The following is a 13010-nucleotide window of genomic DNA, read 5'->3' on the forward strand; positions in this document are numbered from 1 at the left end:
ACATGCAGGATTTGCGCCTGTGTCAAGCCGGAAAACGGCCGTTGAAGCGCGCCTGTTTTCCCCTAGATTCCAACCGTCGCGAGAAGCGCCTGACCCTGCTCCAATTTCATTTCTTCGATGGCGCGGCGATATTCCACCGGCATCACTTTGCGGAATTTGTTTTTGTACTCGTCCCAATGGTCGAGGATCAGCTTGGCCCGCTCCGAACCGGTGTTGGCGGCATGTTGCGAGATCAGCTGATGGAGACGCTCGGCGTCATAGCGGGTCATGTCGCTCATCACGTCGACGCGGCCGTGGGCGTCGAGATCACCGCCCTGGTGATAGCTGTTTTGCATCACTTCTTCTTCATCGGCGACAGGCTGCAGTTCGACCATTGCAAGATTGCAGCGCTCGGCGAATGTGCCTTCCTCGTCGAGCACATAGGCGATGCCGCCCGACATGCCGGCCGCGAAATTGCGTCCCGTCTGGCCGATGACGACGACAATGCCGCCCGTCATATATTCGCAGCCGTGATCGCCGACGCCCTCGACAACCGCCACCGCGCCGGAATTGCGCACAGCGAAGCGCTCGCCCGCGACGCCGCTGAAATAGCTCTCTCCCGCGATTGCGCCATAGAGGGCGGTGTTGCCGACGATGATGGCATCCGTCGCAGCGATGCGTGAACCCGCCGGCGGACGAATGACGATCCGGCCGCCGGACAATCCCTTGCCGACATAGTCGTTCGCCTGACCTTCGAGTTCAAGCGTGACGCCCGCCGCCAGCCAGGCGCCGAAGCTTTGTCCCGCGGTTCCCTTGGCGAGGATATGGATCGTGTCGCGCGGCAGCCCCGCATGGCCGTATCGCTTCGCGATCTCGCCCGACAACATGCCGCCGGTGGTGCGGTCGGTGTTGTGGATCGGCGTTTCGATGACGACTTTCGCGCGCGTCTCGAGGGCGGGCCTTGCCTGCTCGATCAGTTTACGGTCGAGCACCCTGTCGAGCCCGTGGTTCTGCGCGATCGAATGATAGATCGTCTGGTTTGGCGCCGGCTGCGGCTTGTGGAAGAGCTTCGAGAAATCGAGCCCGCGCGCCTTCCAGTGGGCGATCGCCTTTTGCCTGTCGAGCATTTGCATCTGGCCGATCATCTCATCGAAGCTGCGATAGCCCATCTGCGCCATCAATCCGCGCACTTCCTCGGCGACGAAGAAGAAGAAATTGATGACATGTTCGGGCAGGCCGACGAAGCGCCTGCGCAGCACCGGATCCTGCGTCGCGACGCCGACCGGGCAGGTGTTCAGATGGCATTTGCGCATCATGATGCAGCCGGCGGCGATGAGCGGCGCGGTGGCGAAGCCGAATTCATCGGCGCCGAGCAGAGCGCCGATGATGACGTCCCGGCCGGTGCGCAGGCCCCCGTCGACCTGCACCGCAATGCGCGAGCGCAGCCGGTTGAGGACGAGCGTCTGCTGCGTTTCGGCGAGGCCGATCTCCCACGGGCTGCCGGCGTGTTTGATCGAGGTCAGGGGCGAGGCGCCCGTGCCGCCCTCGAAGCCGGAGATTGTGACATGATCCGCCCGCGCCTTCGAGACGCCGGCGGCGACCGTGCCGACGCCGACCTCCGATACGAGCTTGACCGAGACGAGCGCCTGCGGATTGACGTTTTTCAGATCCGAGATGAGCTGCGCCAGATCCTCGATCGAATAGATGTCGTGATGGGGCGGCGGCGAAATCAGTCCGACGCCCTGCGTAGAATGGCGCACCTTGGCGATCACCGCGTCGACCTTGTGGCCGGGCAATTGTCCGCCTTCGCCGGGTTTTGCGCCCTGCGCCATCTTGATCTGAATCATGTCGGCGTTGATGAGATATTCGGTGGTGACGCCGAACCGTCCGGAGGCCACCTGCTTGATGGCGGAGCGCATGGAATCGCCATTGGGCAGCGGCTTGTAGCGATCGGATTCCTCGCCGCCCTCGCCGGTGTTCGACTTGCCGCCGATGCGGTTCATGGCGATCGCCAGCGTGGTGTGAGCCTCGCGCGAAATCGAGCCATAGGACATGGCGCCGGTGGCGAAGCGCCGCACGATCGTCGCGGCGGATTCGACCTCCTCGATCGGTACGGGCGAGCGGCCGTCTTCCTCCGCCGATTTGATGCGGAACAAAGACCGGATGGTCAGAGGCTGTTCGCTCTCGTCGTTCAGAAGCGCGGCATAGGCTTTGTATGTCTCGGGGTTGTTGCCGCGCACAGCGTGTTGCAGCAGCGTCACCGATTGCGGCGACCAGGAATGCGCCTCGCCGCGAATGCGGTAGGCGTAATCGCCGCCGACGCTCAGCGCGTTGCGATAGACGGGCGAATCGCCGAACGCATCCTTGTGCCGGCGCACCGTTTCCTGTGCGATTTCGGCGAGGCCGACGCCGCCGATCTGCGTCGCCGTGCCGGTGAAGTATTTCGCAACGAAATCATCGGCGAGGCCGACCGCGTCGAAGATCTGCGCGCCGCAATAGGACTGGTAGGTCGAAATGCCCATCTTCGACATGACTTTGAGCAAGCCCTTGTCGATCGATTTGATGAAGCGCTTGCACGCCTCATAACCATCGACTTCCTCCGGGAACTCGTCCGCCATGGCGGCGATCGTCTCGAAGGCGAGATAGGGATTGATCGCCTCCGCGCCATAGCCTGCGAGCAGCGCGAAATGATGCACCTCTCGCGCTTCGCCTGTCTCGACGACGAGGCCGACCGAGGTGCGAAGTCCCTTGCGAATCAGATGATGATGCACGGCGGCGGTCGCGAGCAGAGCCGGGATCGGAATGCGGTCGGGGCCGGCCAGGCGATCGGACAGAATGATGATGTTGAAGCCGCTTTTCACCGCCTGATCGGCGCGATCGCCAAGGCGCGCCAGAGCTTCGCCCATGCCATCGGCGCCCGCTTCCGCCTTATAGGTGATGTCCAGCGTCTTGGTGTCGAAGGCTTCCTCCAAATGGCCGATCGAGCGGATCTTCTCGAGATCGCTGTTGGTCAGAATCGGCTGGCGGACTTCGAGCCGCTTCAGCTTCGAATTGCCCTCATGATCCAGAATGTTCGGCCGCGGCCCGATGAAGGAGACGAGGCTCATGACCAGCTCCTCGCGGATCGGATCGATCGGCGGGTTGGTCACCTGGGCAAAATTCTGCTTGAAATAGGTGTAGAGCGGCTTTGAGGCTGAAGACAGCGCCGAGATCGGCGTGTCCGTCCCCATCGAACCTACGGCCTCCTGGCCGGTCGCCGCCATCGGCGCCATCAGGATTGCGAGATCCTCCTGCGTGTAGCCGAACGCCTGCTGACGGTCGAGCAAAGACACGTCGGTGCGGGTCGAGCGCGGCTCGACATGGGCGAGGTCTTCGAGGAAGATCTGCGTATTCTTCAGCCATTCGGCATAAGGATGCGACGTCGCAAGCGCATTTTTCATCTCGTCATCGGAGATGATGCGGCCCTGCTCGAGATCGACGAGCAGCATCTTGCCGGGCTGCAGGCGCCATTTGGCGATGATGCGCTCTTCCGGGATCGGCAGCACGCCGACTTCCGAGGCGAGCACCACCAGCCCGTCGTCGGTGACGATGTAGCGCGCCGGCCGCAGGCCGTTGCGATCGAGCGTCGCGCCGATCTGCCGCCCGTCCGTGAAGGCGACGGCGGCGGGGCCGTCCCACGGCTCCATCATGGTGGCGTGATATTCGTAAAAGGCGCGCCGCGCCTCGTTCATCAGAGGATTGCCGGTCCAGGCTTCCGGAATCAGCATCATCATCGCATGGGCGAGCGAATAGCCCCCCTGCACGAGGAATTCGAGCGCATTATCGAAACAGGCCGTATCGGACTGGCCCTCATAGGAAATCGGCCAGAGCTTTGAAATGTCATTGCCGAATAGGCCGGACGCGACCGAGGCCTGGCGCGCGGCCATCCAGTTGACGTTGCCGCGCAGGGTGTTGATCTCGCCATTGTGGGCGACCATCCGGTAGGGATGCGACAGCGACCAGGTCGGGAAGGTGTTGGTCGAAAAGCGCTGATGCACCAATGCGAGCGCCGAGACGAAGCTCGGGTCGGCGAGATCCTTGTAATAATGGCCGAGCTGTCCGGCCAGCAGCAATCCCTTATAGACTACGGTCCGCGACGACAGTGAAACCGGATAAAAGCCCGAGACTCGCGGGTCGCCGAGCTCATGCACGGTATTGGAGATGACTTTGCGCAGGATGAAAAGCCGCCTCTCGAAGGCTGTCTGGTCTTCGACGTGAGGGCCCCGCTGGATGAAGATCTGCCGGCTCACCGGCTCGGTCGGCTTGACGCTCTCGCCGAGGTCCGAAGAATCGATTGGCGTGTCGCGCCAGCCGAGAAAAATCTGGCCCTCATCGGCGATCACTTTCTCGATGATGGTCTCGACGATTTTGCGCCCTTCGGGATCGCGCGGAAGAAATAGCGCGCCGATGGCGTATTCGCCGGGCGCGGGCAGTTCGAACCCGAGCTCGCGCGCTTTCCCCGCGAAGAATTCGTGCGGAATCTGCACCAGCATGCCGCAGCCGTCGCCGGCCTTGGGGTCGGCCCCGACCGCGCCGCGATGATCGATGTTGAGCAGGATCTGAAGTCCCATCTCAATGATCTCGTGCGACTTCCGGTTATTCATATTCGCGACGAAACCAACGCCGCAGGCGTCGTGCTCTCGCATGGGCGAATAAAGACCTTGCTCTGGCGGCAGTCCCGGATCGCGCGCGCTCAAGGCCACAGCGCTCGTAGCAAGGCCGCTCGACGCGAGAGAGGAGTGACGGGAGGCGGCCGGGTCAATGGAATCGGTCATATCTTACCTCTCTCAGGAATTGGGAAGCGCGCGCCGACAGCCGCCTTCGCGAAGCGGGCCGGCGTCGGCGAAACAGCGAGCAGCCGGTTGAACTGTCAGCGCGCAGCATCGCTTCGGCATTGGATCGCCCTCGGTCATGGTCTCTTTGGCGCGCATGGTTCCTCTCGCGCGGTCTTTCGCCGCTGTCGCATCGCCCGCGGACGATAGCCCTTATTATTTCGACCCTCAACGAGCGTGCGTCCGCGACAAGACCGGAAGCAGGCGAGAAGAATGCTCAGCCTGCGCCGAGCCGCCAGACGGAGATGTTTCCATGGAGAACATGGCCAGGCCGGCGCGCCGCGGATAGCGGAAACACGTCAGTATCACTGTCCTATCCGGAATGGGAAAATAGGTCATTTGATCGGCGTTAACAAGAGGGCTGCGCCGCGATGGGCGTCATTTCCTCGTATGGCGGCGCAATAGAGTTTGATTTTCTCAAATCCTTGCCAATCTTAGCAATTTGGATGCCATGACTTGCGCCCGCGACGCCGCGCCAGCTTGACCGATAACCGCTGCCGCGTTCTGCTGCTGATCGGCGAGCCGTCTTGCCAGAATTATGAGGCCCAATGGATTTTACGAGCGACAATGCCGCCGGGGTCAGTCAGCCGATCTTCAACGCGATGATGGCGACGAATCAGGGGGCCTCTCCCGCTTATGGCGCGGATCCGTTCACGGCCAAAGCCGTCGCCCTCCTGAGCGCCATCTTCGAAACCGATGTCGCCGTCTTTCTCGTTGCGACCGGCACAGCCGCGAACGCGCTCGCGCTCGGCGCTCTTTGCCCGCCCTGGGGAGCCGTCTTCTGTCACGAGACGGCGCATGTCATGGAGGATGAATGCGGCGCGCCGGAAATGTTCACGGGAGGCGCGAAGCTGATCGGCGTCAAGGGACGCGCGGGCAAGATCGCGGCGAAGGATCTCGCGGCGGCTCTCAAAGCCTTTCCGCGCGGACTCGTGAAACAGGTCCAGCCCGCGGCTTTGTCGCTGTCTCAGGCGACAGAGTGCGGCGCCGTCTATAGCTGCGCCGAGCTGGCCGAGCTTTCGGCGATCGCGCATGCAGCCGGCCTTGGCGTGCACATGGATGGCGCGCGTTTCGCCAACGCATTGACGACTCTTGACTGCGCGCCTGCTGAAATGAGCTGGAAAGCCGGGATCGACGTGCTTTCCTTCGGGGCGACGAAGAACGGCGCGCTGGCCTGCGAGGCGGTGCTCGTTTTCGATCCAGCCAAGGCGCACACGCTGCCCTTTCAGCGTAAACGGAGCGGCCATACGGTCTCGAAGGGGCGTTTTCTCGGCGCGCAGATGGCGGCTTATCTCGAGGATGGCCATTGGCTCGTCAACGCCCGCACAGCCAATGAGCATGCGGCCCGTCTGGCGGCGGGTCTCGCCAGGGCGCCAGGCGCGCGACTGCCCTGGCCGAGGCAGGCGAATGAGGTCTTTGCATTTCTGCCGGGGAAGACCGACGCGGCCCTGCGAGCGGCGGGCGTTCGCTATTATGACTGGACCATGCGCGATTTCGGCGAGCAGCGCGCGGAAGATGAAGTCTTCGTCCGGCTGGTGACGTCCTTTGCAACCTCGGCGTCGGATGTCGAAAAGCTGATCGCACTCGCAGGAGGCTGAGCTTTGAATCGAAAAAAAGGCGCCTCGAATGAGGCGCCTCGAATCGCTCCCGGCGGGAACTCTTCTTTCGGAACAGAGAGCTGATCCAAGTTCGGTTCGGCTGAACTCAATCATCCTCCGGCCCGATTGATTCCAATCTTGCGGAAATCAGGCGGCTTGCTGTGCTGAGACGATCTGAGGGCCGGCTTCCGCCTTGGCCGCGCCGATCGGGATTTGACGCGGTTTGCGCGCTTCCGGAACTTCCCGCAGCAGATCGATGTGAAGCAGGCCGTTTTCGAGGCTGGCGTTGGTTACGTGAACATGCTCCGCGAGCTGGAACCGGCGCTCGAAGGAGCGGGACGCAATGCCGCGATAGAGCACCTCGGCCTTGGGAGCTTCCCCTTCAGCCTGCGCGCCACGCGCGCCGCGAACGCTCAGAGTATTATCCCGGGTCTCGACCGAGAGATCCTTTTCGGCAAAGCCCGCGACGGCGATGGAAATCCGATACGAATCTTCGCCCGTGCGTTCGATGTCATAGGGCGGGTAGCTCGGCGCGGCGTCATAGCCGGCGGCTTGGTCGATCATGTTGAACAGGCGGTCGAAACCAATCGTCGAGCGATAAAGGGGAGAAAGATCAAACTGGCGCATCTGCATATCCTCCTTGAATTGAAGCGACACGTTCTTAAGGCGGCCATCGTGGAGTCTCTTGCTCCGAACCTGGCCGGCTTTGCGCGTCCGTAAGCGGCCCGCGCAAAAATGATGTAAGAAATGGGCTGCCCGTTGCAAGAGGGACGAAGCCTTGCTTCAAAAATTGGCGAGGAGCGCGCGCTCACCGAAGCCGGATTGCGTTGGCGCGCCAACTCAATCTTGCCTGGGACTCTTTGATTTCGCATTATTTTCATTCGCGGAACCGGCATCAGCTTTTCGGAAATGATGCCTGGCTTCAGCCAATTGCGAAGATTGACACGGATTGGACGATGAACCTTTGCATCACCGAGGCGAACCCCATCCCGCCTGGCGCCGTCGTGTCCCGGATCCGGACGAAGGACGGCATCGCTCTGCGCGTCGCGCGGTGGAGTTGCGGCGAGACTTGCGCCGGCACCGTGACGATCCTTCCCGGCCGGGCCGAATTCATCGAAAAATATGCTGAGGTCGTCGCGGAATTGCTTGCCCGGAACTTCGACGTCGTCGTCATGGACTGGCGCGGGCAAGGCGGCTCGGATCGCCTGACTTCGCACCCCGCGAAGGGCCATGTCGGGCATTTTTCCGCTTATCAACGTGATCTCGAAGCCTTGCGTGGCGAAATCCTCGAACCGTTCGGACGGCTGCCGTTTTTTGCGCTCGGCCATTCGATGGCCGGCGCCATTCTGCTCGATCAGGCGCGCGCCGGGCGCTCGGCCTTCGAGCGCATTGTGCTCACCGCTCCGATGATCGATCTGTATCAGCTTCGCTTCGCCCGCCTTGCGCATAGTCTTGCGCGCGGCCTTGCCGGGCTCGGCCTTGGTCGCGCTTTCGCGCCGGGGGCGGGCGGCGCAACGCCGTATCTGGCGCGATCCTTTAACGGAAACGTCCTGACCTCGGACCATCTTCGCTTCGGCCGTGTCGCATCGGTCGTCGCGGCCTGGCCGGAGATTGCAATTGGCGCCCCGACGATCGGTTGGGCCAATGCGGCGTTCCGCCTGATGGGGCGTTTCAGGGACGCGGAATATCCCCGCCGGGTTTTGACGCCGGTCCTCATCATCGGCGCCGGCGCCGACGCCGTTGTCGACACGCGGGCGACGGAAGCATTCGCCTGCCGGTTGAAGGCCGGCCGCTGCATTACGCTGCGCCACGCGCAACACGAGATCATGCTCGAAAGGGAAGCCATACGCGAACAGTTCTGGGCGGCGTTCGACGCCTTCGTTCCGGGTTCGCTCAAAGGCGTCGATCCCTTTGCGACAAGTCTCGCATCAGCGTCGGCGCGCGACGACGCATGAGGCTAAGACGCGGCCGAGGAGAAAATTCGATGGTTTCGCGTCGCCGTGATGGGACCTGCGCCGTCCTGGTCGCCGGGGCCCGGCGCGCTGGAGGATGAGCGTGGAGCAGCTACGAAACTATGTCGCCGAAAGGACCCTGAAGGATGGAACGATGGTCGCCGTCCGGGCGGTCCGCCCTGACGACGGGCCTAAAATTCACAAGGCATTCAAGGGTCTTAGTCCAGATACAGTCTATAGCCGGTTCTTCGGGCACAAGAGCGACGTCAGCGACGCCGAACTCTCTCATATAACCGGGGTCGACTTTGATCGCGATGTGGCTTTGCTGGTCACGATCGGCAAAGGCGAAGACGAGATGGTTATCGGCGGAGCGAGTTACTTCGCGATCGATCCGGCCCATCCGCTGAATAGCGCCGACCTCGCCTTTACGGTAGAAGAGGAATATCAGGGGCTTGGCGTCGCGAGCGACCTCTTGCGGCGGCTCATTGAGATTGCGCGGCAAAAAGGCGTCGCGCGACTGGAAGCCGATGTGCTGGCTGACAACCAGCCGATGCTCGCCGTCTTCCGCCATGCCGACGCGCCGGTCAGGCTGCGTCGCGAAGACGACATCATTCATGTGACGCTCGCCTTAGATGCGACGAAATGACCGCGTTTTTCACGCCTCAAAGCGCGCGTCCGGCAAGCTAACAGCGGCCACTAGGACCGCTGCGATTTCATCATGGTGACTGGTCAGAGAACGACGACCGGAGCGCCGACTTTGACGCGCTCGTAAAGGTCGACGACGTCGTCGTTGAGCAGCCGGATGCAGCCCGACGAGACAGCCTGGCCGATCGTATCGGGCTCGTTGGTGCCGTGGATGCGATACATCGTGTCGCCGTGGCCATTATAAAGATACATCGCCCGCGCGCCGAGGGGATTGTCGATGCCGCCAACCATCGTTCTCGGCAGCTCGGGGCGGCGCTTCAGCATGGCGGCGGGCGGCGTCCACGTCGGCCATTCAGCGCGGCGTCCGATATAGGCGCGTCCTTGCCAGCCAAAGCCATCGCGGCCGACGCCGACGTCATAGCGCATCGCCTGACCGCCTTCGAGCGAGAGATAAAGATACCGATTCTTGGTGTCGATCGTGATCGTGCCGGGCTTTTCCTCGGTTGGATCCGGCACCAGCGCGCGCGTCGGGGCGACCTCGCGGTTGAGCTCGGTTGGAAGACTGGCTTGCTGCGTCTGCGCCCCTGGTTGGCCCTGTCCCCGAACGAGGCTGGAGGAAGACCCAGAGTCGAAAGCCTGCGCGCCCGTCGCCATCAGCACGGCGGCCGCGGCGGCGGAAAAAAGAACGTTCTTTATCATGACCATTGCCAAAAACCCCCGTCCAACAGCATCGAGGACATAAGACTGCCAACCCAACGCCCAAGCTGTGCGGTTTGTTCCAGATCAATGGCAAAGATTTCGCATTCTGGCCATCAAATCGACGTCGTTTCGACGAATGCGGCGACATTCGCGCCGCCGATTTGGGTCACGGCCTCGGCCAGCTGAAATCGTCGGCGCGTCCTGGCTTCGGATCGGTTTGCTGCTCTTGCCGCAGAGTCTGCCTCGCGGGCGCCTGTGGGCTCGCCGCGCGAGAGGCGAGTTCGCCGCCTGGCGCGCGCACGGGTCCGGTCAGCGGCAGCACCGGGCCGGCGATGGGTTTTGGCGGGGGAGGCGGCGCGGGCGCGCCGGCCGGTTCGCTCGAAGACGCCCCTGGCGCGGCGCCGTTCGGAGACGCGTCCGCGGGCGGCAGGCTCGCCTCCGCGGGAGCCGAGATCGCCGGACTTTCAGGGTTTCGCGGCGCTGTCTCGTCGAGATTGCGGCGGATATCCGGCTCGACGAAATGCGCCAGCTTGCGAGCGCCAGCCTTGGTGAAATGGATGCCGTCGGCCGCCCGCAGCTTCACGATCTGTCCGTTGAGATCCGGCCCCATGGCGCTGTATTCGCCGGCGTCATTGGCGAAGGCTTCCCAAACGTCGACATAGGTCGCTCCGGCCTTGCTGGCGTATTCGCGATAAAGGTCGTTGAAGGCGGAGGCGTCGGCGGACAGACGCTCGCTTTTCAGGACGGGCAGTCCCACCCAGACCAGCGGAATTTTCTTGTCGCGGAACATTGAAGCGATCGTTTCGATGCGATGCGCATAAGCCTCGACCCATTGCGGCGAACGCGGCTCGAACGCGCCGCCCTTGCCGTCCCGCAGGGTCTGACGGTCGTTGCTGCCGATCATCATGACGGCGAAATTGATCTTTTCGCCGCTCGCAAGAAGGTCCTGCGCGGCCTTCGTCCAATCATAAAAATCGTCGCGCACGAGCCCGCTGTTTTCTTTTGCCTTGCGCAGGATCGCGACCTCTGGCCGATCCGCGAAGGCTTCCGTCAGGCCCTGCTCAAGCATTTGCCCGAGGCTGTCGCCGAGCACGGCGACGAAATAGGTCGGCGCGACGGACGGCGCCGCAGGTTTCGCCGTGGCGCTGTCGGCCGGTCGCTCATCGCGCCGACTACTAGGCCTTGTCCGCTCCGAGGCGCGTCTTGGCGCGGCGCGATGAAATTCAGGCCTTGGCTTGATCACGCGGCTCGGCGGCGGGGCGGGCTGAAACAAATGCGTGAACCAGGCGAACGGATCTGCCTGCGCATGGGCGGGCGACGCGCCGACGCAGGGCAGGAGGAGCGCGACGATCGTGAGCGCCAGCGCATGAAGCCGGAGAAGGCCGAGCCGGGACGTTCTCGATCGACGATCGCAAGACGGTCTGATCATTGCGCCATTATAGACAGGTTCCGTTGAAGCCGCACCCCCCTCCGCGTCCGGAGAGGTTGTGAAATTCCTCCGGCTCAGGCTCAGCCTGATTGCGCGCCGCACCGATTTTCCGCCCTTGCCGAGGGCGGGCGCCGACATCGCGCGCAGTTGATGCGTCACCCCTCCTGCTACGCTTTGAGGCCGCCCTTTCGCGGCATATACCTTCGCCCCGTTCGCATACACCGGCGGCCCGTTCGAGAAGCCGCCTCCGCTGTGCTCACCTGCGGCGTCATCGCCGTGAGCAAAAAGGGAGAAACATGCATGAACGTCCGCGCCAACATCACAGTGACCAGGGCGGTGGTTCCGCCCGCTATCAAGGCATGGCTGTCGACGGCCCGTCCGATGCTGATCGACGGCAAATGGGTCAAGGCTCAGTCCGGCAAAACGTTCGATGTCTTTGATCCCGCGACGGGCGAACCGATCGCCAGCGTCGCGGAAGGCGATAAGGCCGATATCGACCTCGCGGTGAAGGCGGCCCGCCGCGCTTTTGCATCGGGGCCATGGTCGCGCATGACTCCGTCCGAGCGGGGCCGCATTATTCATCGCATCGGCGATCTGATTCTTGAGAACGCCGATGAACTCGCAAGCCTCGAGGCGCTCGACAATGGCAAGCCGAAAGCCGTCGCCAAGGCGGCAGACGTGACCCTTGCAGCCGATATGTTCCATTACATGTCCGGCTGGGCGACGAAGATCGAGGGCAAGACCATCCCGATCTCGGCGCTCGCCGCTCCTGGGGCCGAGTTTGTCTCAATGACCCGTATGGAGCCGATCGGCGTCGTCGGCCAGATCATTCCGTGGAACTTCCCGCTTCTGATGGCGGCCTGGAAACTCGGGCCGGCGCTGACGACGGGCTGCACGGTCGTGCTCAAGGTGGCCGAGGAAACCCCTCTCTCCGCCCTCCGTCTCGGCGAGCTTATCCTCGAAGCCGGCGTTCCGGCCGGCGTCGTCAACATCGTGCCCGGCTTCGGCGAGACGGCGGGCGCGGCTCTCGCGGAGCATCCGGACGTCGATAAGGTCGCTTTCACCGGCTCGACGGAGGTTGGCCGGCTGATCGTCCAGGCGGCGTCCCGCGACCTCAAGAAAGTCTCGCTCGAGCTCGGCGGGAAATCGCCAAATATCATTCTCGGCGACGCCAATCTCGAACTTGCGATCGCCGGCGCGACCGCAGCGATTTTCTTCAATCATGGACAGTGCTGCAACGCCGGCTCGCGTCTGTTCGTGCAAAGGAACATTTTCGACAAGGTGGTCGAGGGCGTCGCGGCGCAGGCCGACAAGATCAAGCTCGGCCACGGCCTTAGCGACGACACGGAAATGGGTCCCCTGGTTTCCAAGGTGCAGTATGACCGCGTGACCGGCTATCTGGCGTCTGGCCGCCGGGAGGGCGCCCGTGCGCTTTGCGGCGGCGAAGGTCTTGGCGGGGCGGGCTACTTCGTGCCGCCGACTGTGCTCGTCGACACCAAACCGAACATGAAAGTCGTGCGGGAGGAAATTTTCGGGCCCGTGCTCGTCGCCACTCCCTTCGACGAAGTTGACGACGCGCTCATCGCGGAAGCGAACAACACCATCTACGGCCTCGCCGCCGGCGTGTGGTCAGGCAATACCGGAAGAGCCCACCAGATCGCCAACAGGCTGCGCACGGGAACGGTGTGGATCAACTGCTACCACGTCTTCGACGCGGCGCTGCCCTTTGGCGGCTACAAGCAATCCGGCTGGGGCCGCGAAATGGGACAGGCCGTGTTGTCGAATTATCTTGAGACAAAGGCCATCACGACGCGCCTTGGCTAAACGCGGTAGGAAT

General features: G+C 63.0%; 8 protein-coding genes. 4 read left to right on the plus strand and 4 right to left on the minus strand.

Annotated elements, in window-relative coordinates; genetic code table 11:
* Window positions 1-62: 62 nt before the first annotated feature.
* Entirely contained in the window at window positions 63-4793 is a 4731-nt protein-coding gene (gene gltB, locus MPC4_RS08645) for a glutamate synthase large subunit (protein WP_174512157.1), read from the minus strand.
* A gap of 605 nt (window positions 4794-5398) precedes the next feature.
* On the opposite strand from gltB, the gene MPC4_RS08650 reads away from it, so the two are divergent.
* A complete protein-coding gene (locus MPC4_RS08650; protein ID WP_174512158.1) occupies window positions 5399-6448 on the plus strand; it encodes a threonine aldolase family protein in 1050 nt (349 codons plus the stop codon).
* Window positions 6449-6595: 147 nt separating this feature from the next.
* Here MPC4_RS08650 and MPC4_RS08655 read toward each other — a convergent pair whose 3' ends face one another.
* On the minus strand, window positions 6596-7075 hold the full coding sequence (locus MPC4_RS08655) for an Hsp20 family protein (protein WP_134492103.1): 480 nt from the start codon (window positions 7073-7075) through the stop codon (window positions 6596-6598).
* A gap of 329 nt (window positions 7076-7404) precedes the next feature.
* Between MPC4_RS08655 and MPC4_RS08660 the strand changes: the two genes are divergently transcribed.
* Together MPC4_RS08660 and MPC4_RS08665 are read left to right on the plus strand one after the other, a co-directional pair.
* Entirely contained in the window at window positions 7405-8403 is a 999-nt protein-coding gene (locus MPC4_RS08660; RefSeq protein WP_174512159.1) for an alpha/beta fold hydrolase, read from the plus strand.
* A 100-nt stretch (window positions 8404-8503) separates the two neighbouring features.
* Window positions 8504-9046: a GNAT family N-acetyltransferase gene (locus MPC4_RS08665; protein ID WP_174512160.1), complete on the plus strand. Its 543-nt coding sequence runs from the start codon at window positions 8504-8506 to the stop codon at window positions 9044-9046.
* Between the two features lie 83 nt (window positions 9047-9129).
* Here MPC4_RS08665 and MPC4_RS08670 read toward each other — a convergent pair whose 3' ends face one another.
* Window positions 9130-9750, minus strand: coding sequence for a L,D-transpeptidase (locus MPC4_RS08670; RefSeq protein WP_174512161.1), 621 nt, complete (start codon window positions 9748-9750; stop codon window positions 9130-9132).
* Window positions 9751-9910: 160 nt separating this feature from the next.
* Window positions 9911-11173: an SGNH/GDSL hydrolase family protein gene (locus MPC4_RS08675; protein WP_174512162.1), complete on the minus strand. Its 1263-nt coding sequence runs from the start codon at window positions 11171-11173 to the stop codon at window positions 9911-9913.
* A 300-nt stretch (window positions 11174-11473) separates the two neighbouring features.
* Between MPC4_RS08675 and MPC4_RS08680 the strand changes: the two genes are divergently transcribed.
* Complete coding sequence (locus MPC4_RS08680) at window positions 11474-12997, plus strand: aldehyde dehydrogenase family protein (protein ID WP_174512163.1); 1524 nt, start codon at window positions 11474-11476, stop codon at window positions 12995-12997.
* Window positions 12998-13010: the final 13 nt, after the last annotated feature.

The sequence above is a fragment of the Methylocella tundrae genome, from assembly GCF_901905185.1.
Taxonomy (GTDB): Bacteria; Pseudomonadota; Alphaproteobacteria; order Rhizobiales; family Beijerinckiaceae; genus Methylocapsa; species Methylocapsa tundrae.